The sequence below is a fragment of the Flavobacterium sp. PL02 genome, assembly GCF_035013205.1.
Taxonomy (GTDB): domain Bacteria; phylum Bacteroidota; class Bacteroidia; order Flavobacteriales; family Flavobacteriaceae; genus Flavobacterium.
In genome coordinates, this window is record NZ_JAYGJP010000001.1 from 541,160 (window position 1) to 563,998 (window position 22,839).

The following is a 22,839-nucleotide window of genomic DNA, read 5'->3' on the forward strand; positions in this document are numbered from 1 at the left end:
TCATGGCTTTTTCTAAGTATTATATTTTAGTACCGCCTATTTGCTATCAAATTAATTTGTGGCTAACTAAATCTTTAAGAATCTAATTTATTCTTTTAATACCATATCGATACACATTACTGCTGCAAGAATAAGTTGTCTTACGCTATCGTCTTGTGCTACTGAATTATCTATTTGTAGTACATAATTATCGGCACTGGTAAAGAATTCTTTCCCCATTCCTGCCCATTTCTTATTTACTTGTCCAAATATTTTAGTGTCTTTGGTGAATTTAAAATCCCAACCAGTCCATTTTCCTTGTAGTGTACAAACTAGTCTTTCGTTTTTGTCTAAAATTTGAAATTTTCCTCCAATAGAAAGTAATTTTTGTTTGAATGTTCCAATTAAACGTTCTTTCTCGTCGAATACTTCTACTGTAGAACGGAAAATTGCTACGCCCCGTTTTACATTAATTATTTTTTCTCCAGTTGGCGATGCAATTTCGATGTCGAAAGGAGTTGCTCTTTTAAAATCTGTAAAACGTAATACTTTGGTAAAAAAGCCTAGATTTTTTTCTCGGCAATTCATTATTAGTTCATTGTTTTCGGGATTGTAAATGTCATAGTTATTAGCAGCTTTGAACATCCCGACGTGTTCTTTTACTAGAAAAAGGTTTTGATTTAAAATAGGGTTCATTTTAATTGTTTAGGGTTAATTTGTAAATCTTAGTTTCTAAAAGCTCAGTGTCATTGTCTTCGCAAAGTAAAAACTCGATTGTATTGTTTGATTTTTTATATAAGGTAAGGCCTTCGAATTTGTTGGTTGTACTGATTTTTTTAGTGTAGTCGATTTTCATGGTTTTTAAATCGATTTGCCCTATAAAACTGCCTAATATCTCTCCATCGGCATAGGTTGATTTTGTGTCTTCGGCTGTAGCCAAAAAGTAAATTTTATTATCGACAAGGATGGCATCGGTAAAACTGCTGCGAACTCCTTTTATTTTAGGGAGTTTATAGTCTACTGAAATAAGGCTGAATTCTTCGCCTAGATTTTTGGCGTGTATGGTAAATATGGCATTTTTATTGGTTTTTCCGTTTCCACGATTGAATAAGTACCAATTTTCACCATCGAAAATAGCTCCTTCCAGATTAAAATCCTCGGGTTTTATACCTGAGAAATTTTGCATTACGGCATAAAAATCGGTTAAGTTGTTTGTAGCAATTTTGGTTTTGTTTTTTAAATCGAATTCGACCATTTTGTTTCTTTGGTCGGTTGAGCCTGAACCAAAAATATATACGGTATCGTTGTGATGCGTAATAGATTCGAAATCGGGTTTTAGATTTTTTGCAATATTCTCGGTTGGATTTGCAATTATTTCGTGTTTTTTTAAATCGGAATTATCGATGTTGTATTCGTATAAGTAACCACTATTGTCACCAATTATAAATAATGAATTGTCTTGATATATAAGTCCTGATGCTGAACCAATCCCGATGATTTGGAATAGGATTTCGAGTGTGAATTTTTCCATGATTGTTGTTTTTAAAATATGCTTTTATTTATTTTAGTCTTTTATTTCTGCTTCTGTTTATTGCTAATTAGCCTTGAAGTTTCTTGATTGACAGTTTTTTTAAATTTCTGTAAAGACTCTGATGAGGTACATTCGGCAATACTTATATAAATTAAATTATTATCATCAGTTACATCTTGATTATCCTCATCAGCTTTATAGGAACTGTCCATGCCATTTGTTAAATATACAGGAGTTCCTTCGTTATAAAGTAAGGCTGTAATTTCGACGGTTCTTTTGAGAATTGCTTCCTGAATGTCTTTTTCATTTCTTACGTATTCTGTCAAAACGAGACACTCAACTAGGCTACAAAAGGGCATTTTTTGTAAAGTGGGCATATTTTCTATTTCTTTGATAGGTGGTAAGTTTTTGAAACATTTGCCATAAATTTCGCTATAGATTTCTTCTTTAGAATATTTGTTTTCGGTCTGACTGAATATCTGATTTATAAATAAAAGAAAAAGTATAGTAATTGTTTTTTTCATTATTTATGGAATAGTTTAATGATTGTTGTTTTTGAATGTAGATGTTTTTAGCCCCGATTATAATGAAAATACTTTGAGAGGAAATTGTTATTTTTTCTTGAAGAAACAGAGCGACCAGCGGAAGCTCCTGTTACTTTATTAGAAAAAAGCAATTTACTGAAAAGTATTGTAATGCAAAGCGGGAAAAAGCTGACCAAAAATAGTATATTTACTTTAATTAAAATGATGAAATATGAAATCAATTGACCCAAAAAATTTTAAAGTTGTTGATAAAATAAAATTATCAAAAATCCCGACTTTACTGGATATAGATGCTGATGAAAAGGAAAAGGAGGTAAAGCTGGATAAGGTTCAAGCTAAATTGAGTAAACTGCAAGATGTGATGTATGCACATAATAGGTATGGCGTTTTGATTTGTTTGCAAGGAATGGATACTTCGGGAAAGGATAGTTTGATTCGTGAGGTTTTTAAGGAGTTTAATCCGCGTGGGGTTGTGGTTCATAGTTTTAAAACGCCTACTTCGGCGGAGTTAGAGCATGATTATTTATGGAGACATTATCTGGCTTTGCCCGAAAAAGGGAAATATGCGATTTTTAACCGTACACATTACGAGAATATTTTGGTAACTCGTGTGCATCCTGAATTTATATTAAATGAGAATTTGCCTGGAATCGAGAAGGTAGAGGATATTCCGGAGGATTTCTGGAAGGACAGGATTGAGCAAATTAATAATTTTGAGAAACATATTACTCAAAACGGAACTATTGTTCTTAAGTTTTACTTGCATTTGAGTAAAGAGGAACAACGCCAAAGATTATTGCGACGATTGGAGAAAGAAAAACACAATTGGAAATTTTCTGTGTCGGATTTGAAGGAACGCGGACATTGGGATGAATATCAGCAATATTATGAGGAAGCGATAAATAAAACTTCGACCAAAGATGCGCCATGGTATGTAGTTCCTGCTGATGATAAAGAAATGGCTCGTTATATTGTAGCCAGAATTATTTGGGAAGTAATGCAAAAACATGCAGATATTAAAGAACCAGAATTGCCAGAAGCAATAAAAGATAATATCAAGATGTATAAACAACAATTAGAAAACGAGTCTTAGAAATAAGGCTCTTTTTTTTGGTTTGATGTTACTGTAAGTTTATGAATGTTTTGTATTACTAATTTAATGTTAATTAATTTAGTGTTTATTTGGTGATTTTGACGTGACTTTTGTTTTTTTGATAATATCTAAATCATTTTTAGTTAAAGAGTGGGGGCTTACTTTGCCAAAAAAATATAAACCAACTTAAAACTAAAATGAAAAGAATTATTTTACCCCTAATTATTCTAGGCTCATTGATTACATCGTGTAACAACGATTCTAAAGATCAAGAGGAAGTAGCAACATCTAGTGTTGTATTAAAAGACCATTCGGTTACGCCAAGTTTATTAAAAGCTAAGGCAGGTTTTGAAAGCTTAAAGATTTACTCTCTTTTTGGTTCTGATGATGTTTTCCCAGATAGTCCTAAGTTTGTTTTTGGAGGTTCTGCTGATGGTTCTGGTTTGTTAAGAAATACGGATGGAACTTTTACTTTTTTGGTAAACAACGAAGATAACTTTGCAGTTTCTAGAATTACGTTGGACAAAACATTTAAACCTACTAAAGGGGAATATTTGTTAAACTCTAGCGGAGGAACTTGGAGATTATGTGGTGCTACAATGGCTACGCCAGCTGAGCATGGTTTTGGTCCTGTTTATTTAACTTGTGGAGAGTCTGGAGAGGAATCTCGTACACATGCATTGGATCCTAACGGAAGTGCAGGTTCAGCTTCAGTATCTAAGGAATTGGTAGGTTTTGGTCGTTTAAGTGCCGAAAATGCTTTGCCTTTACGTTCTTCTGCTTACAAAGGTAAAACGGTTGTTGTAATTGGCGATGATGACTCTGGAACTTATGGAGGTCAGGTTTTTATGTATGTATCGAATACTGTGGGTGAATTATCAAGTGGTTCTTTATACATGTTAAAAAGAAATGATGATAACCAAAGAGAGAAAGATATGGAGGTTAGTAAATCATATCCTGTTTCTTTTGTGAAAATTGATAATCATACTACACTTACTGGTGCTCAAATTAATGCATCTGTAAATACATTAAAAGCAATTAAATTTGGTCGTGTTGAGGATTTAGATTACCGTAAAGGTGGTGGTACTGCTGACCGTGAATTGTATTTTAACGTAACTGGACAAAATACTACTGGAACTAATGCTGATGCTTCTAGAACTAAATATGGTAGAGTTTATAGATTAAATCTTGATGCTGCTGATCCATTAAAAGGTACTCTTGAGGTTGTTCTTGATGGTGATAACCGTACTGGAATTGCTGGTAAATTTCAAAACCCTGATAACATTTGTGTAACTAAAAACTTTGTGTACGTTCAGGAAGATGCTAATGGTTACGGAGACGAAACACATGATGCTTACATCTATCAATACAACATTGCAACTAAAGATTTAAAAGTTGTAGTTGAGTTAGATCACCGTCGTACGCAAGCTGATGCTGCTAAATATAACGTAGGTGGAATGTCTAACTTTGGAGATTGGGAATATGGTGCTTTAATCGATATTTCGGAGCAAGTTGGTATCGAAGATACTTTTATGTTGAGTGTACAGCCACATACTTGGACTGGTGATAAATATAAAGGCGTTGATGGTGGAACAAATCGCCCTAACGAAAAACAAGCAAGTCAAATCTTAGTACTTAAAGGTTTAGCGAGATAATTTTTTAAGTAATTATAAAACAGCTATCCACTACTTCTAATTGAGGTAGTGGTTTCTGTTTTTCTGAATATTCCTCTTTTAATCGTTATTAAATCATGAAAAAAATATATTGTTTGTTGTTCGTAATAGCATTAGTTGCTTGTCAGAAAAAAAACAAACATCAGGAAGTAAATGAATTGTTTAAAGCTGATATTACTTTATTAATTCAAAAAGTTGATAAGCTTAAATATTCGGTTCAATCGGATTCGACCGAAGCACAAATTCAGAGACAATTTCTAGAAGCGCACCAAAGCTATAAGAAAGTCGAAATGATAAGCGAATATTACTCGCCAACGGTTTCTAAAGCGATTAATGGTCCTGCGATAAGTGAGTTTGAAGAAAATGATAAAATAACGGTTCCACCCGAAGGGTTTCAGGTTATCGAAGAGTTAGTTTTTCCGAGATACAATAAAGAAAGCAAAAAAGAATTGGTTCAGGAACTGGGTGTTCTTGCAGCTAATTTAACTCGCTTAGAAAAAGTTTCGAGTACAAATGAATTAACCGATGCGCATGTTTTTGACGGTATGCGATTACAGGTGTATCGTATTGTTACTTTAGGAATAACAGGATTTGATTCGCCTGTTGTTTTTAACTCCATTCCCGAAGCACTGGTTTCTTTAGAAACTATCGAAAAATACTACCGTGTTTTTATACAGGATAAGAAGGTTTCGAATGCTAAAGAGGTTCTTGATATCTTTGAAAAAGGAAAGAAATACTTAAAAGCAAATACTAATTTTAATACGTTTGATCGCGCATTTTTTATCAGAGAAATTGCGAATCCGTTGAGTAGAGGACTTTATAAAACTCAAACAGAACTAGGGATTCCGTTTATGACTGAATCTAGAGGTTTAAAACCAACGGCACAAACTATATTTGATAAGGACGCATTTGATGCGGAAGCATTTTCGGGATTTCCAGATTATAAAACAACACCAGAAAAAATTGTATTAGGGAAAAAGTTATTTAACGACCCAATTTTATCCGGAAACAATACGCGCTCTTGTGCTTCGTGCCATCATGAAGAGAAAGCATTTACAGATAGTTTGGAACGAGCAGTTTCGCTAGACGGAAAATCGATGATTCAACGTAATACACCAACATTGGCTAATATTGCATTTCAGCGTGTGTTTTTCTCTGATTCCCGAGTGGGGTATCTAGAAGATCAGGCAGTTGCTGTTATAAAAAATGAAAATGAAATGCATGGTTCTTTAGAGAAATCTGCATTGGCGATTAAGAAAAATCCAAACTATGTAAAGGAGTTTAAAAAGGCATTTCCGAAAGGTGAAATAAATGAATTCGAAATAAAAAATGCTTTAGGGTCTTACATTCGTTCTTTGAGTCATTACGATTCTAAGTTTGACAGGTATATGCAAAATAAAGCAACATTTACAGCAGATGAAAAAGCAGGTTTTAATTTATTTGCTGGCAAAGCCAAATGCGCTACGTGTCATTTTATTCCGCTTACAAATGGAACAGTTCCTCCAAATTTTGACAAGTCAGAAAGTGAAGTATTGGGGGTGCCAAATAAAAATAAAACGCTTGATGGTGATTTAGGGAAGTTTGTATTAACGCAAGCAGCCATTCATAAGTTTTCGTTTAAGACACCTACAATAAGAAACATAGAACTTACAGCTCCTTATATGCATAATGGGGTTTATAATACACTCGAAGAAGTTGTCGATTTTTATAATGATGGTGGCGGTATAGGTTTAGGATTTGACCTTCCTAACCAAACATTACCCGAAGACAAACTAAATTTAACCGAAAAAGAAAAAAAACAATTAATTGCCTTTATGAAGACGTTGACGGATGAGAGGTATTTGGTGAGTAAGAAGTAAGATTGGAAGAAGCAAGAAGTAAGATGAAAGAAGCATGATGCTAGGTGGATAGATGATGGAGCTAGAGAAAAAACAACTTGTGCTAATTTGTGGTTAAAAAAAAATGTTTTCTGTCCGTTGGTCAAAAGAGTAATGCCGTTCATCAAACTAATTTTAATAGAGATTATAGTTTATGCTCCTTTGCATCAAATTAATAAAAACTATTATCATGAAAATTTACAAATTAGTATTGTTGACTACTCTTTTCTTATTAGGTTTAATTTCTAGCAAAGCAAATGCTCAATCTCCGTTACCGATTCATATTGGGATAAAAGGTGGAGCAAATTATTCAGAATTGCCAGTTTCGGATGGCTTTAGTTCTAAATATGCATCAGGTTATTTTGGTGGTGCAATGGCACGATTTGATATAGGAAGGTTTTATATTCAAAATGAAATCTTATATAGTGAGAAATCTTCTAAAATTGAGACTTCTTTAATGGGGTCACGAAATGTAAAATGGAAAAGTATTGAGGTTCCCTTGGTTATTGGTTATAAAGTAGTAAATCTTGACGCTCTTAATGTGAGAGTTTTTGGAGGAGGAGTTTACTCTTATGTTATCGATGATAATATTACATCATTAAACCAACTGAAAGATTCATACAAGAAATTTGATAAGTCGAATATCGGATATCAGGTTGGAGCAGGAGTAGAGATGTGGAAGTTTACGCTTGATTTTACTTATCAAGGCGGCTTAAATAATATAAGCAAAGACTTTGACTCCAAAGTAAGTTCCTTTAATGTAAGTATCGGATATTTTATTTTATAACCTCTTTTTATAGTTAACTCAGAAGCAGCAGCAAAGAATCTTTTCGGTACTTTGCTGCTCTTTTTAGAAATATCGAGTTACTTTTGAATACTAATTTTCTCATATTACTTATTCTTTTTTAGATGAAAATAAAAAACAAAGATAAATACCATTGGATTTTTATAGTCTTTTTTTGGTGTATACTAGGTACGACTATTTGGGCGCAAATGATTGAAGATTATGATATTATTCCCGCTACTTACCAAGTTGTTTTGATTTTGTTATGTTCCATTATTTTGGCACATTTCCTCAGTGATGTTTTACTTCCTAATGCGTTGCGTAAAAATAAAATGCGCCTATTTGCAATGCAAGGGTTGTTTATAGTTTTGCTTTTGTCTTTGTGTTTGGCATTAATATATACAGCTTTTTCGGATGTGTCTTTTAGAGCAAGATTATATCCTGATGAGGTTAATATGACTACGCTTCATTTTTTGTGGGCAAGGTTTTGTGGCAGCGTTCCAGCAGCGATTTTAATTAATGGTACAGCTTGTGGTATTCGATTTTATCAGGAACATAATGTTATCGAAAAAAATCATGCGCAATTGCAACAAGTGCATTTGGAGGCACAGATAAAGATTTTACAGGATCAAATTAATCCGCACCTAATGTTTAATGTGCTTAATCACATTCATATTTTGATGCAAAGCAATGTGAAATTAGCTTCGGATTTGTTGATACAGTTTTCGGATATTTTACGATATCAATTGTATGAATGTAATAAAGAATATGTTGCGTTATATCTCGAAATCAAGTATCTAAAAGATTTGGTTTCGGTCGAAAAAACCCGATGGGGAGATGAGCTAGATGTAAAGACTAATTGGAATATCGAAGACGGACAACTACAGATTGTACCATTGCTTTTGGTTCCTTTAATAGAAAATGCTTTTAAACACGTTTCGAGATTGCCAAACCAAAAAGGATATGTGCATTTATCTTGCGAACAAATGAATAAGCAATTGGTTTTTAAAATAGAAAACTCCTATACAGAGCAATATAAAATCCCATCCAAAAGTCAGGGATTGGGACTTGAAAACGTACGTAAAAGACTGGCAATACAATACCCAAATCGACATGAATTAAAAATAAATAAAACCGATTCGGATTTTACAGTTGAGGTTGTTTTGGATTTAAAGTAATAAACATCAAGTAGGTTTTTACCGCAAAGGGCGCAAAGTTTTTACATACTGATGGTTTTATAAAAACGCAATCCCGAGGCTTCGGGAGCAAAGCTTTGTGTTGAACGAGCTTTGCGAACTTTGCGAAAACCTTTGTACTCTTTGCGGTTAATTTTTTTGCATAAGTTACGCAGCTTAAAAATTTGCGGTTAACTTTAAAGTACTAAGAATCAGATTTAAAAAACATATAAGATATGACTATGAAATGCCTTGTAATCGATGACGAGCCTATAGCTAGAAATGGAATTGTAGATTTTATTTCTAAGATAGATTTTTTGGAAGTAATAGGTACATGTGCTTCGGCACTAGAGGCCACTTCGTACATTCAGGAAAAACAGGTAGACTTGTTGTTTTTGGATATTAATATGCCTTATCTCTCAGGATTAGAATTCTTGGAGTCTTTGGACAATCCGCCGTTGGTTATTTTTACCACAGCTTATTCGGAGCATGCTCTGGATGGATACCGTTTACAAGTGGTCGATTATTTGCTAAAACCTATAGCATTCCAGCGGTTTTATCAAGCTTCTCTAAAAGCGAAACAATGGCATCAAATGATTGGTTCTCCTAAACAATCACAACTAGATCCATATCTTTATGTACGCCAGGAAGAAGGATTCCAAAAGATTTCCTGGGTAGATATTTTATATATAGAAGGAATGCAAAACTATGCTAAGCTTCACTTTAAAGATAAGGTTCTTGTAATTCATCAAACCATGATTTCATTAGAAGAAACACTTCCAGCTGAAATTTTCTTTAGGATTCATAAATCTTTTTTGGTAAATATTACGCACATCGATTCTGTTTCTGGCGGACGTTTGTTTATAAAAGGACAAGAACTACCTATTTCAAGAACACGCCGCGAAGCATTGTTGAAAGAGGTAGTGTATAAGAATTTGTTAAGCCGATAATTTTAAAATTTCCATTTAAGAGCTACAGCTCCATAAAAAGTGGTTGTAAATCTAGGATCAGCAAGGTCTTTTTCTTTAAATATATCTTTTATTTTTCGGTTATTGGTCGAGAACGAACGAACGAGAGTTGATCCTATTGTAGGTTCAAATGTCCAGTGCTTGCCCAATTTTACTTGTGGTTTAATACCAGCAATAATTTGTTGATATCCTAACAATATCGATTTGCCGCCTACGTTGGTTTCTGCAGTCATTCCGCCTAACTCCAAAACAGCTTTTAGGTCAAAATTGTCATTCATTCGGTAGCCTATTTCCACTCCTTCTGGAAAGTTTACTTTAAAGTGAAAAGCACCTCGTGATTCCCAATTAAAATAAATTCCAGGAAGTACCATCGGAACACCAAAACTATTAGTAAGGACAGGCCCTAAACCAAGTGCTAAATTTGGATTGAATTGTTTAATGAAAAGAATACCTCCTTGAATCAACACATCATCTTTATTAATTTCTTCCATATCGGTATAAATACCTACCGAAGCCATTGCTAATAAAGACCATGATTGAGAAATTGATCGTAAGTGCTTGACTCCGATTTGTGCATTTAAAATCTCTGTAGGAAATCCATTTGGTAATGCTTCTGGGAGAGAAGGGATGTCATAATTTTTATTTTCCATTTTAGCATAAGCTCCCTGAACCCCAATCGACCATAATCTTGGGTTATTATATTTGTCCATTTTAAAAGAAATGGGAACTTCCAGAGCAATTTGAGCTCTTTTAAAATTGCTCTGTGCATCAGTTTTAGAACTGTCTATTGGGCGAACATAATTAGAAAACGGAACGTAATCAATTTTGGCTTCTCCAGATATGCCAGATTGTGCTCTTACCGAAACGGAAATCAATAGAAATAAGAACAGTAGTGATAGGTAAAAAACAGATTTTTTCATGATTTAAATTAAATTTTCCACGAAGTACCATGTTCCTCTCCAATCCTAAAAAAACGTTTGACTAATGGTTATTATCTGTTGACCAATGGTAAAATATGATGTATGTCAAATTGTATATAACTAAAAAAGCCTCTCTTTCGAAAGGCTTTTTATGAATGTTTTATATTTTGGTTTACAATCTAAACCCGTATGCCAATCGCAATGCAACCTGATTGGTATTAAATTTTGTGTAATCTTCATATCGCACACTTATGTCAACATATTTATTAGCATACCCAATTCCTGGAGCCCATAAAAAAGTGGTGTCATTGTTTCCGTTTGTCACTGCAAAACCAGCACCAACTTCTCCTAATACATAAAATTGATCTTCCCAAACAAAGGCTTTAAAACCAGCTTTTGCAGGAATGAATCCTATGTCTTTTAGATCCTGTTTGTTAACAAACAAATTAGTAAAACCTGTTGTTAAGGTTAATGATGTTTTCATAGACAAATCATACTGTAACCTAACATCTCCACCCAACGACCAGCTATATACTTTATTTGTTGGAATACCACCATTTAAACCAAAACCTAAACGGAAACCTTGGTCATAGTTTTTTATTTCGGTGCTTTGTGCCGTTGCAGATGTGTATATAATTGCAAAAACTGCAATTAATAGCATTTTTAAGTTGAATCCCTTTTTCATAGTATCAGATGTTTTAGTTTATTAATGATGTAAAAGTATATTTTGGGTACAAGGAGCATGTTATATAATTATTAGCTTTTATTATATAATATTGAGGTTCCTGATAAAATGAATAATAAATAGGGTTATAAATTGAATAATAGAGAAAGAATTGAAAGGTTCTAATTATCTTTGCAGACTTAAAAAAATATAGAGTGAACTTTTCTCAATATACAAAAGAATTTTCTTATAATTTAAAATTAGCATACCCCATAATACTAGGAATGGTAGGGCATACCCTTATAGGTATTGTCGATAATATTATGGTTGGAAAACTAGGAAGCACAGAACTGGCAGCCGTTTCATTAGGAAACAGTATGATTTTTATTGCAATGTCATTAGGAATCGGGTTTTCGACAGCAATTACTCCTATAGTTGCCGAAGGAGATGCAGAGAAGAATGACAAAAAAATTCGCAACGCATTTCATCACGGATTATTCTTGTGTACTATTTTAGGATTAATGCTTTTTGGAGTAATTGTTTTGGCAAAGCCAATAATGGAATTACTAGAGCAACCAGCCGATGTAATTGCACTTGCAAAACCGTATCTTGATTGGGTAGCTTTTTCATTGATTCCTTTAATAATGTATCAGGGATATAAGCAATTTGCTGATGGACTTTCGCTTACAAAATATTCTATGTATGCTATGGTGATGGCAAATGTATTACACGTAGGAATAAATTATCTATTGATATATGGTATCTGGATTTTTCCTAAAATGGGAATTGTTGGAGCAGCACTTGGAACAGTAATTTCAAGGATATTCTTAGTAATGTTCATGCATATTATGATATCTAGGAGAGAAGAATTAAAGCACCATTTTCAGAATTTTAGCTTTTCAGAAATCAAAAAAGAAACTATTAAAAAAATTATAAGCATAGGATTTCCTTCAGCGATGCAAATGCTTTTCGAAGTAGTGTTGTTTACAGCATCAATCTGGCTTTGTGGTAATATTGGTAAAACTAGCCAGGCAGCAAACCAAATTGCTTTAAGTTTAGCTTCGATGACCTTTATGTTTGCCATGGGTTTAAGCGTTACTTCGATGATTAGAGTTAGTAATCAGCGAGGATTAAATGATTTTAAAAACCTAGTTGTAGTAGCACGTTCCATCTTTTTACTAGCAATTATAATCGAAACTGTTTTTGCTATTCTATTTATAGCTTTCCACGATTTCTTACCGCATATCTTTTTGAATATGGAAAACGGAGGACAACTTTTAGACAATAACGAAGTAATAGGGATTGCATCAAAATTACTTTTAATAGCAGCAGTTTTCCAAATTTCTGACGGAATTCAGGTTGTTGTTTTAGGTGCTTTACGCGGATTGCAAGATGTAAAAGTACCTATGTATATTACATTTGTAGCTTATTGGATTATAGGATTTCCTATTTCATACTATTTAGCCGAATACACAGAGTTAAAAGCAGAAGGTGTTTGGATAGGTCTTTTGGCCGGACTAACAGCAGCAGCTATATTTTTGTATATTCGTTTTCATTACCTCACAAAAAAATTAATCAATAATTCAGTTTCAAATTCTTAAATTTGACACATAAAATCTAAAATAAAAATGGAATTACCTAAATTTTTGCTCGGCGACAATACTGATTTCCCAGAAGATATCTTCATTATACATCTTGATTACCCAAGGTTTATCATCAATTTAAAAGATGATGAGGTTGAATTTATGGAAGAAGCTGAAGATCTTGACGAAGGCGAATTGAATGCCGAAATGGAAGGATTAATTGTTCTTGCCAATGAGTTTTATGATCGTGAGATAAAACGTTACGAAGAATAAACGCTCACAATTTAATTTAAAATATTTTTTTCAACACTTTAGAAATTCCTTATTAAATGAAAAAATTCGCTTTTTTAAAACCTATATTTAATTTTATAGCAATTGGATTACTGATAACTACATTAAGTCGAATATTTTTATTTTTTTTATTTAAGGAGCGAGTAGTTGAGACTCAGGATTATTGGTACATATTCCCGATAGGTTTGCGAATGGATTTGATATTGCTATGCTATATGTCATTTCTACCAGCATTATTAGTGACTTTTTTGCCTAATAACTGCATCAAATTCACAAACAAATTTTTGGTATTTTATAGTTTCCTATTTCTGTTTCTGATTCTTTTTGTAGAATTAGCAACGCCAGATTTTGTAAAACAATACGATACACGTCCGAACAAAATCTTTTTAGATTATTTAATATACCCAAGAGAAGTAGTAGGAATGCTTCTTAAAAGTTATTTGGTTTCTATAATCGTAACCTTCTTAATTTTAGGAGTTGTAATATATTTTGCTTTCAAAAAAGGGAAGAAATACTTTCATACACATCCAGCCAATTATAAAATCAAATTAATTGCGTTTCCATTTGTAGCTTTTCTGTTGTTTTTTGGAGCACGTTCAAGTCTTACTTCAAAGCGACCAATAAATGCAAGTAATGCCGTTTTTTCTACAGATCAGTTAACAAACTGTTTAGGATTAAATTCATTTTACACAGTTGCTTTTGCAGCTTATTCTATCAAGAATGAAGGAAATACTAAGATGTATGGCAAAATGGAAGAAGCAGAAGCAATTGCTCGTGTAAAAAAATACATGACAGTAAATCCTGCTGATTTTACCGATCCGAAAATTCCGTTTCTTCATATTCAAAACCCAGATACACTTTTAAAAAGACCTTATAATTTGGTTATATTTTTACAAGAAAGTCTGGGAGCAGAGTATGTTGGGATTTTAGGTGGCAAACCATTAACTCCAGAGTTTGATAAACTTTCTAAAGAGGGATTACTTTTTACCAACTTATATTGTACAGGTACACGTAGCGTACGCGGAATCGAAGCTGTTGTTACAGGATTCCTGCCTTCGCCTTCAGAAAGTGTAGTGAAATTAGGAAACTCACAACAAGGATTTTTTACTTTGGCAGATGCTTTAAAAAGAAAAGGATACGAAACGAGTTTTATTTATGGAGGTATGGCCAATTTTGATAATATGGCTTCCTTTTTTAACGGAAATGGATTTCAGGATATTGTAGATCAGGAAGATTTTGATTCCGATGGACATAAATATGCATTTAAAGGAACTTGGGGATATTCGGATGAAGACTTGGTTGTAAAAGCAAATAACTACTTTAAAGCCAAAGGAGACAAACCTTTTTTCTCATTAATGTTTTCTACTTCTAATCACGAACCATTCGAGTATCCGGAAGGAAGAATTAAACCATACGATAAGAAAGCTGCAACGGTTAATAACGCAATGAAATATGCCGATTTTTCGATTGGAAAATTCTTCGAAATGGCTAAAAAAGAAGCGTATTTTAAGAATACTATCTTTATCGTAATTGCAGATCACAACACAAGAACATACGGAAAAAATTTAGTGCCAATAAACAAGTTTCATATTCCAGCTTTAATCATGGGGCCAGGAGTTCCTAAAGGTAAAGCATATGATAAATTGGCTAGCCAGATTGATATTCCTCCTACATTATTAAGTTATATAGGTTCACAGTTTGAAACACCGATGATAGGAAGAAATCTAACTAAAATAGGACCAGATGTAAAAGGAAGGTCGATTATGCAGTTTAACGATATCAACGCATTTAGAGTAGATAATAAGGTGGTAATCATGCAACCAAATTTAAAACCATTGCAGTTTGAAATTAAAAACGACACTACTTTAGTTCCTGTTAAGCTAGACGAAGAACTTGCAAAAGATGCTTTGGCACATGTCGTAACTGCAGGGAACTTATATAAAGAGAATAAGTATAAACTAAGAGATATTAAGAAGAAATAGGTTCAAAGCCACAAAGTAGCAAAGGTTCATAGGTTTTCTACTTAGTCCCTTTGTTGCTTTGTTCCTTTCTTGTATAATTCCAACAAAATAGTAGCAGCTGCAAAAGGTGAAATTTCATCATTTTGTACTGCTTTTTTGTTTTTATCAAGTTCGGCTATGATTTCTGGGTGATTGTAGAAGTTTGTTTTTAATTGCTCATTAATTGTTTCCATCATCCAGAACTGGTTTTGTTCTTTTCTTTTTTCCTGAAAATAAAGACTGGCTTTTGCCATTTCAAAATAATCAAGAATAGTTTGCCATACTTCAGGAATTCCTTCATGAGTAATGGCGCTACAAGTGTTTACAGTAGGTTGCCATCTCGATTTTTTGAGAGGAAATAAATGTAAAGCCCTATTAAATTCAGTTTTAGCAAGCCTTGCTTTTTTTATGTTGTCCCCATCGGCTTTGTTTATGATAATTGCATCAGCCATTTCCATAATACCTCTTTTTATACCTTGTAGTTCATCACCAGCACCAGCAATTTTTAGTAATAAGAAAAAATCGACCATACTATGAACGGCGGTTTCGCTTTGTCCAACGCCCACGGTTTCTATTAATATGGTGTCAAATCCAGCCGCTTCACAAAGTATAATAGCTTCCCTTGTTTTGCGGGCAACACCACCAAGAGTTTCTCCCGATGCGCTAGGTCTTATAAAGGCATTTTCGTCTTTTACCAATTCTTCCATTCGGGTTTTATCACCTAAGATACTTCCGTGAGAGAAAGAACTACTTGGATCAACTGCCAAGACGGCTAGTTTTTTTCCTAATCCGGTGAGTTGTTTGCCAAAGGCTTCAATAAAAGTACTTTTTCCAACTCCGGGAACACCAGTAATTCCTATTCGAACCGATTGATTGGCATGAGGCAAGCAGGCATTAATTATTTCATTTGCTTTGGCCAAATGATTCGGATTAGTGCTTTCTATAAGAGTAATTGCTCTGCTTAGTGCAGTAATGTTTCCAGATAAAATACCAGAAACTAATTCTTGTGCAGAAGGTTGAATTCGTCTAAAACGCTGAATTTGCTCAATTGAAGTTCCGCTGGTAATTTCAGGTTGCGAAATTCCAGGCTTTTCATTTAAACTGCTTTTTTGTTTTTTATGTGCTGACAAACTCTTTGCTTTTTAAAAGGTAAAAGTAATCAAAACAAAAACAGTTTCAAAAGTAGAAAAGTGCTTTCGAAACTGTTTTTTGTGAATTTGTTTTGTAGCTGCAAATTAATACGCTGCAGTAAAACGAACCTGATGATGTTTTGGAGTTTCTGCTTCATCGGCAATTACTACCGCCAAATCTTCTACAGATAAAATACTTCTTTGGTTTTCATCAAAAACAGGATTGTCTAATCCTAAACGATATTTAGCAGTTCTTCCTGTTGTAATTCCGGGATGCATTTCAAAAGCTGGGCTAAAAAATGCCCAATCCAAATCTTTTTCTTCTTTAAGTATATTCAAATAATCTCTTGCAGCTGATGCTCCTGCATGATATTCTTTTGGGAAATCTGGCGTATCTACAGCTTGCAAATTAGGAGCTACAAATAAGCTTCCTGCTCCACCAATCGTGATAAAACGTTTTACTCCCGATTGTTTTACGGCTTCCTGAATAGATTTTGAACCAGCTATAAAATCATTATAAAGATTAGGGTTTGTCCAGCCCGCATTATAAGCGCTAATTACAACATCGTTTCCTTTTAGTATAGTTGCTAATTCAGCTGTGTTTAAGATATCTGCTTTTACCCAATTTACGTTAGCTGAATCTTTTGGATTTCTTGCTATTGCAGTAATTTCATGATTGCGATTTGCTAATTCGTTTAAGATAGTTGAGCCTACAAAACCTGTAGCTCCGATAATTGCGATTTTCATAATATATAATTTAATTAGTAATAAAAAATGTTACAGTTTAGTGTAAAAAAATAGATTAGAACTGATTTGAAAAATTTTCTAACGTGATTGTGCTTAATTGCGCATTTATTTTCTCGTTGATATCAGCATATAATAAGTCTAGATTTTCGTTTATTTTTTTCCCAACAGGACAATCCGGATTAGGCTGATTCTTGGCATAGCCAAGATTTACGGTATCAAAAGTCATTTTAAAAATATCAAGTAAACTGATTTCTGATGGAGGTTTTAATAATCTTGTGCCTCCGTTTTTACCTTCCTTGCTTTCTACAATATGATTTTTTTTCAGGTTCGAAATTTCTTTTCGTACCAAAACAGGATTCAAATTTATACTACCCGCAATGTATTCCGATGATAAATAATCATTAGGGGATTTAGAGAGTAACGTAAGAATATGTGTTGTTATGGCAAACTTACCTGAAATCATACTGTAATAAAATATGTTACAAATTTATAGGTTTATATTGAACTGACAAAATAATTTACTTTAAAATTAAGCTATTTAAGAAGATTTTAAGTGCTATTTTTGTTTTTTTTCAAAGATGAGCAACTTTATTTTAATTTTCGTTTTCATTAGTGCGGGGCTTATATTGCAAAATATCAAGGGTTTCCCAGTGCATATCTACAAAACGTTAAACAAACTTGTAGTTTATTTATGTCTTCCAGCTTTGGCGTTGTATTTTATCCCAAAAATAAAATGGAGTACCGAATTGTTATTTCCAATCGGTGCGGCATGGATTGCTTTTATAGTTGCATTTCTTCTTTTTTCTATATTAGGTAAAAAGTATGGTTGGTCAAATAAGTTGATAGGATGCTTGATTCTCACCGCGGGATTAAGTAATACCTCATTTCTTGGTTTTCCTATAATAGAGGCTTTATATGGGAAATCAGGGTTAGAAACCGCAATTTTGGTAGATCAGCCAGGATCATTTGTGGTAATTTCGACATTGGGTGTTTTTGTTGCGGCATTTTATTCTAAAGGAAGTCCTAATTCACTCGCAATTGCAAAGAAGATATTGACTTTTCCGCCTTTCATCACCTTTGTTATAGCCTGTCTTATGAACGTTTTTAATTATGATTTTGATGAAAACCTCCAGATTGGATTCCAAAAGTTAGGCAGTTTGGTTACGCCGCTTGCATTACTTTCTGTTGGGTTGCAACTTCGTTTTGAAAAGAATAGTAAACATTGGAAGTTTTTAACCTTAGGATTAGTTTTTAAACTCATTATCACACCACTATTATTTTTGGTATTGTACGTTTTTATCCTAAAACAAAATTCCTCAGTAATTAAAGTCACAATTATGGAAATGGCTATGGCACCTATGATTACAGGAAGTATTTTGGCTTCGACCTACGGTTTAAAACCCCGGTTAAGTAGTATGATGATTGGTTTTGGAATCCCAATTTCGTTCATCACGCTTATTGTTTGGTATTTTATTATGAGTTTTATTTAGTTTATATATTAATTTTTTAGTTCAAATTTATTATGAGTTCCTCTAGTAATTCAGCTACAATCGATGGTTCGGTTTTAGTTCAAAAAACAGTTTATTCCGTATTATTTTCAATAGCATTTGCTCATTTACTTAATGATTTAATGCAAGCAGTAATCCCTGCTACGTATCCTATTTTAAAGGATAACTTCAATTTAAATTTTACCCAGGTCGGATTAATTACATTTGTTTTTCAGCTTACTGCATCTTTACTGCAACCTTTTATTGGTTTTTATACAGATAAAAAACCTATGCCATATTCATTAGTATTTGGTATGATATTTACTATTTCAGGATTATGCCTGTTATCTGTATCCAATGCATTCTGGATGTTGTTGGTGGCAGTTGGTTTAGTAGGTGTTGGCTCATCTATATTTCATCCAGAAGCTTCGAGAGTTGCTTTTTTAGGTTCAGGAGGAAAACGGGGTTTGGCGCAGTCTATTTTTCAATTAGGAGGTAATGCTGGTAGTGCGATAGGACCATTATTAGTAGCTTTGGTAGTTGCTCCTTATGGGCAATCACACGTAGTTTGGTTTGTTATTGCAGGGATATTAGGTATTATCATTTTATCAAGAATTGCAGTTTGGTATGAAAATCATATGAACTTGCGAGCTGCCAAAAAAATAGGCGCAGAAGAGACTACGATTCCTTTATCTAATAAGAAAATCACTATTTCGATTATCGTCTTGCTGTTCCTTATTTTTTCGAAGTTTTTCTATATGGCAAGTATGTCTAGTTACTTTACTTTCTATTTAATAGACAAATTCGGAATGAGCATTCAGGATTCTCAATTTTATTTATTTGTTTTCTTGGCGTCTGTTGCAGCAGGAACATTAATAGGAGGGCTATTAGGTGACCGTTTTGGTCGAAAATATATTATCTGGATCTCAATACTAGGAGCAGCACCATTTACTTTGTTGTTGCCTTATGCCAACTTGTTTTGGACAGGAGTGCTGGCTGTAATAATTGGAGTTGTAATTGCTTCTGCATTTTCGGCTATTTTAGTTTTTGCGCAAGAATTGAAACCAGGTAAAGTAGGGATGATATCTGGATTGTTCTTCGGGTTTGCTTTTGGAATGGGAGGATTAGGTTCGGCAATTTTAGGATATGTTGCAGATCAAACAACGATTGAATATGTTTTTAAAATAAGTTCATATTTACCTTTAATCGGAGTTCTTACTTATTTCTTACCAAATATCAAAAAGAAAGCGTAATCCTATCAAGTCTATCAACTTTATGATTTTTTTATAAGGGTCGATGTTTTCCTTGTACTTTTTTTACTTAATTTTAAATAAAATTTTAAATAAATACTCATGGCAACACTACGATTAGGAGATATAGCTCCAGATTTTGAAGCAGATACAACTCAAGGCCCAATAAAATTTCATGAATGGTTGGGAGATTCTTGGGGAGTGTTATTTTCTCACCCCTCAGATTTTACACCTGTTTGTACAACAGAGTTAGGAACTGTGGCTAACTATTACCCAGAATTTGTAAAAAGAAATACTAAAGTTATCGCTCTAAGTGTAGATGGTTTAGCCTCGCATCTAGAATGGATTAAAGATATCAATGAGACTCAAAATACAACTGTAAATTATCCTATTATTGCCGACGAAGATAAAAAAGTGGCAAATTTATATGATATGTTACACCCAAATGCAAGTGATAAATTTACGGTACGTTCAGTTTTTGTTATCGGAAATGATAAAAAAATAAAACTAACATTAACTTATCCAGCATCTACAGGAAGAAATTTTGATGAATTGCTTCGTGTTATTGATAGTTTGCAATTAACAGCAAATTATAGTGTGGCAACCCCAGCAAACTGGAAAGATGGTGACGATGTTGTAATATCTCCATCGATTCCTGATAGCGATATTGCGGCTAAGTTTCCTAAAGGATATAATCCTATAAAACCATATTTAAGAATGACTCCACAGCCTAATAAATAGGTTTAGCTATTAAATAAAAAAAGGTATAATTTTCATTATACCTTTTTTTGTGTGTTATACTTTTTTTACGAATTGTTTCATTCGTTTTTTGTCTCCAACGACCCAAATAATATCATCCTTTTCTAAAATCAATTGAGACTCAGGATTCAGAATTCGTTTTCCGTTTCTTTCAATTCCTACTACCAAGGCATTTGTTTTATGTCTAAATTCACTAATGCTTTTTTTGATAAACTCGTTATCAGAAAGTTCTAGTTGGTTTAAAACAATCTCTGATTCTTCGGTAGTTTTAGGAGCTTCAATTTCGTTTTTATTCAGATAATTGGTAAACTCACTAACCTGTGCATCAGTACCAATAACGCATATTTCATCACCAGGAAACAAACGTTCGTTTTTGGTTGGAATTTGTATTGTAATATCACCACGTCTTATAAAAGCGATATTGATTCCCATTTCTTCTCTAATTTTTAATTCTTCAAGAGTTTTACCTGCAAGATTAGATTCTTTGGCAATCTCAAATATAGACATATGCCCATCCCAAGGAGTTAAGTTGGCATACTTTCTATCTATTTTAGTTGTTTCACGATCATTAAGGTTTTTAAGGAAGTGATTCTCTATTCTGTGGTATTGCTCGTTAAGTTTTTTAGGGAAAAATTGATAAGCGGCAACGGCGATAACTAAGGCAACAAAAGCAACCAAAGGAGAGAAGAAGATGTTTAATAGGAAACCTACATAAAACAATCCTAACCCGATGCGTATTAATATCATCATCATAATCGGACCACGATATTTTCTTTCTTCCCATAAAAGTTCAACCTCTTTTACTGCAACACGTCTTAACGAAAGTGCCCATAAAAACGGAGCAATAACGATAAGCGTAATAAGCGCAGCGATTGTATTTCCAAATCTAGTGTCCTCTACTAATGGAGCAACAAATTTAGAAGATAATAATATAACCGCAGTTATAATAATAGTGTGTATTACAATCTGAGTTATATAAGAGCGTAACACAATTTGCCATGTGCTTACAGATTTTATGGCTTGAGTATTAAGACTGTAACGATTAATGTTTTTAATCCATTTGCGAGGTAATTTCTGTTCTAAGTACTCAGAGAATGGCCCTGCAAATTTCACCATAAATGGGGTTGTAAATGTAGTTACAGCCGATACTGCAACAACTATAGGATATAAAAAAGCACTCGTTACATTAAGTGACATTCCCAGCGTAGCTATAATAAAGGAGAATTCCCCGATTTGAGATAAACTCATCCCGGTTTGCACCGATTGTTTTAAGGGTTGTCCTGAGAGTAAAGCTCCAATTGTAGAACTTATCGATTGACCAAAAATGGTAACAAGCGTTAAAATTGCTACAGGAATGGCATGTGTGATAAGCATCTCAGGATTAATCAACATTCCAACCGATACAAAGAAAATAGCACCAAATAAATCTTTAACGGGTTTTACTAAATGTTCAATATGTTCGGCTTGTGTAGTTTCTGCAATAATAGATCCCATGATAAAGGCACCCAAAGCAGGAGAAAAACCAACATTTGAAGCTAAGATTACCATCATTAAACACAAAGCAAGTGAAATGATAAGCAACATTTCGTCGGTTAATAAATGCTTGGCCTTTTTTAATAAAGTAGGGATAAAGAAGATTCCTCCAACGAACCATGCGGTAAGGAAAAATACTAATTTTAATACCGAAAGTAATAATGCACTTCCAGAAAATTGCTGACTTACTGCAATAGTCGATAGTAAAACCATCATTAAAATCGCAATAATATCTTGTACAATTAGGGAGCCAATTACTATACCAGCAAACTTTTGCGCCTTAACGCCCAATTCATCAAACGTTTTGAGGATAATGGTGGTGGAGGAAATTGATAATATTACACCCAGAAAGATGCTATCCATTTGGGACCAATCCATCCATCGGCCGACCAGATAACCTACGGCGACCATTGTTATAATTTGTGTAATTGCTGTTATGGAGGCGGTTCCGCCGACTTTCATTAATTTTTTAAAGCTAAATTCGAGACCTAAGCTAAAAAGTAAAATAATCACACCAATTTCGGCCCAAACTTCTACGCTTTTATTATCGGTTACAGAAGGAAAAAATTCAATATGATTTCCTGCTAAGAATCCTGCGATTAAGTAGCCCAAAACCAAAGGCTGTTTTAATTTTTTAAAGATTAGCACAGCTATTCCAGCTGTCATTAGGATTAATCCTAAGTCGCTAATTAATGGTTCTAAATGTTGAGCGGCATGTGTTACAGTCTCATTTGGACTCATAGGCGTATACTTTTTTGTATTTATTTTTGAATTGTTGTAAGATATAAAAAAATAAAAAAAAATGAAAGTAATGCGATTCCTTAATGTGAAATTTAAGATAATATTATAA

General features: G+C 33.5%; 21 protein-coding genes. 12 read left to right on the forward strand and 9 right to left on the reverse strand.

From position 1 onward, the window contains the following. Positions 1–87 precede the first annotated feature (87 nt). Genes SHI72_RS02260 through SHI72_RS02270 form a run of 3 tightly spaced genes read right to left on the reverse strand, consistent with a single transcriptional unit; the run spans position 88 to position 2,034 of the window. Positions 88–675: a phospholipid scramblase-related protein gene (locus SHI72_RS02260; protein ID WP_039117665.1), complete on the reverse strand. Its 588-nt coding sequence runs from the start codon at positions 673–675 to the stop codon at positions 88–90. 1 nt (position 676) lies between these two features. Beyond that, the gene (locus SHI72_RS02265) at positions 677–1,510 is read right to left on the reverse strand and encodes a DUF6929 family protein (RefSeq protein ID WP_039117666.1); all 834 of its coding nucleotides are present in this window, start codon (positions 1,508–1,510) and stop codon (positions 677–679) included. Positions 1,511–1,551: 41 nt separating this feature from the next. Then, positions 1,552–2,034: a hypothetical protein gene (locus SHI72_RS02270; RefSeq protein WP_039117667.1), complete on the reverse strand. Its 483-nt coding sequence runs from the start codon at positions 2,032–2,034 to the stop codon at positions 1,552–1,554. 232 nt (positions 2,035–2,266) lie between these two features. Between SHI72_RS02270 and SHI72_RS02275 the strand changes: the two genes are divergently transcribed. From SHI72_RS02275 to SHI72_RS02300, 6 genes are all read left to right on the forward strand, one after another. After that, positions 2,267–3,148 carry a PPK2 family polyphosphate kinase gene (locus SHI72_RS02275; RefSeq protein ID WP_039117668.1) on the forward strand — a complete coding sequence of 294 codons (882 nt, stop codon included), beginning with the start codon at positions 2,267–2,269 and terminating at the stop codon, positions 3,146–3,148. Positions 3,149–3,345: 197 nt separating this feature from the next. Continuing rightward, complete coding sequence (locus SHI72_RS02280; protein ID WP_117590098.1) at positions 3,346–4,803, forward strand: hypothetical protein; 1,458 nt, start codon at positions 3,346–3,348, stop codon at positions 4,801–4,803. Positions 4,804–4,898: 95 nt separating this feature from the next. Further along, positions 4,899–6,680: a cytochrome-c peroxidase gene (locus SHI72_RS02285; protein WP_323488916.1), complete on the forward strand. Its 1,782-nt coding sequence runs from the start codon at positions 4,899–4,901 to the stop codon at positions 6,678–6,680. A gap of 208 nt (positions 6,681–6,888) precedes the next feature. After that, entirely contained in the window at positions 6,889–7,485 is a 597-nt protein-coding gene (locus SHI72_RS02290) for a porin family protein (protein ID WP_086894303.1), read from the forward strand. A gap of 122 nt (positions 7,486–7,607) precedes the next feature. Further along, positions 7,608–8,660 (forward strand): sensor histidine kinase, encoded by a 1,053-nt coding sequence (locus SHI72_RS02295; protein ID WP_323488917.1) that lies wholly within the window; start codon positions 7,608–7,610, stop codon positions 8,658–8,660. Between the two features lie 233 nt (positions 8,661–8,893). Next, complete coding sequence (locus tag SHI72_RS02300) at positions 8,894–9,607, forward strand: LytR/AlgR family response regulator transcription factor (protein ID WP_039117672.1); 714 nt, start codon at positions 8,894–8,896, stop codon at positions 9,605–9,607. Positions 9,608–9,609: 2 nt separating this feature from the next. Here the strand turns inward: SHI72_RS02300 and SHI72_RS02305 are convergent, their stop codons facing one another. After that, the gene (locus SHI72_RS02305) at positions 9,610–10,545 is read right to left on the reverse strand and encodes a DUF6268 family outer membrane beta-barrel protein (RefSeq protein ID WP_323488918.1); all 936 of its coding nucleotides are present in this window, start codon (positions 10,543–10,545) and stop codon (positions 9,610–9,612) included. A gap of 172 nt (positions 10,546–10,717) precedes the next feature. Continuing rightward, positions 10,718–11,230 carry a hypothetical protein gene (locus tag SHI72_RS02310; RefSeq protein WP_323488919.1) on the reverse strand — a complete coding sequence of 171 codons (513 nt, stop codon included), beginning with the start codon at positions 11,228–11,230 and terminating at the stop codon, positions 10,718–10,720. Positions 11,231–11,424: 194 nt separating this feature from the next. Between SHI72_RS02310 and SHI72_RS02315 the strand changes: the two genes are divergently transcribed. From SHI72_RS02315 to SHI72_RS02325, 3 genes are read left to right on the forward strand one after another with little or no spacing between them, the layout of a single operon-like run. Further along, entirely contained in the window at positions 11,425–12,810 is a 1,386-nt protein-coding gene (locus tag SHI72_RS02315; RefSeq protein ID WP_039117674.1) for an MATE family efflux transporter, read from the forward strand. A gap of 27 nt (positions 12,811–12,837) precedes the next feature. Continuing rightward, positions 12,838–13,065, forward strand: coding sequence for a hypothetical protein (locus tag SHI72_RS02320; RefSeq protein WP_039111261.1), 228 nt, complete (start codon positions 12,838–12,840; stop codon positions 13,063–13,065). Positions 13,066–13,121: 56 nt separating this feature from the next. Beyond that, entirely contained in the window at positions 13,122–15,065 is a 1,944-nt protein-coding gene (locus SHI72_RS02325; protein ID WP_323488920.1) for an LTA synthase family protein, read from the forward strand. 41 nt (positions 15,066–15,106) lie between these two features. On the opposite strand, the gene meaB is transcribed toward SHI72_RS02325, so the two are convergent. From meaB to SHI72_RS02340, 3 genes are all read right to left on the reverse strand, one after another. Next, the gene (meaB, locus tag SHI72_RS02330) at positions 15,107–16,213 is read right to left on the reverse strand and encodes a methylmalonyl Co-A mutase-associated GTPase MeaB (RefSeq protein ID WP_323488921.1); all 1,107 of its coding nucleotides are present in this window, start codon (positions 16,211–16,213) and stop codon (positions 15,107–15,109) included. A gap of 105 nt (positions 16,214–16,318) precedes the next feature. Beyond that, positions 16,319–16,960, reverse strand: coding sequence for an NAD(P)-dependent oxidoreductase (locus tag SHI72_RS02335; RefSeq protein WP_039117676.1), 642 nt, complete (start codon positions 16,958–16,960; stop codon positions 16,319–16,321). Positions 16,961–17,015: 55 nt separating this feature from the next. Further along, complete coding sequence (locus tag SHI72_RS02340; protein ID WP_323488922.1) at positions 17,016–17,423, reverse strand: Rrf2 family transcriptional regulator; 408 nt, start codon at positions 17,421–17,423, stop codon at positions 17,016–17,018. A 115-nt stretch (positions 17,424–17,538) separates the two neighbouring features. On the opposite strand from SHI72_RS02340, the gene SHI72_RS02345 reads away from it, so the two are divergent. The 3 genes from SHI72_RS02345 (at position 17,539) to SHI72_RS02355 (ending at position 20,438) form a co-directional block, all read left to right on the forward strand. Next, entirely contained in the window at positions 17,539–18,450 is a 912-nt protein-coding gene (locus SHI72_RS02345; protein WP_039111257.1) for an AEC family transporter, read from the forward strand. 32 nt (positions 18,451–18,482) lie between these two features. Further along, on the forward strand, positions 18,483–19,700 hold the full coding sequence (locus SHI72_RS02350; RefSeq protein WP_323488923.1) for an MFS transporter: 1,218 nt from the start codon (positions 18,483–18,485) through the stop codon (positions 19,698–19,700). Positions 19,701–19,799: 99 nt separating this feature from the next. Continuing rightward, entirely contained in the window at positions 19,800–20,438 is a 639-nt protein-coding gene (locus tag SHI72_RS02355; RefSeq protein WP_039111255.1) for a peroxiredoxin, read from the forward strand. Positions 20,439–20,492: 54 nt separating this feature from the next. Here the strand turns inward: SHI72_RS02355 and SHI72_RS02360 are convergent, their stop codons facing one another. Next, complete coding sequence (locus SHI72_RS02360) at positions 20,493–22,730, reverse strand: cation:proton antiporter (RefSeq protein ID WP_039111254.1); 2,238 nt, start codon at positions 22,728–22,730, stop codon at positions 20,493–20,495. Positions 22,731–22,839 lie beyond the last annotated feature (109 nt).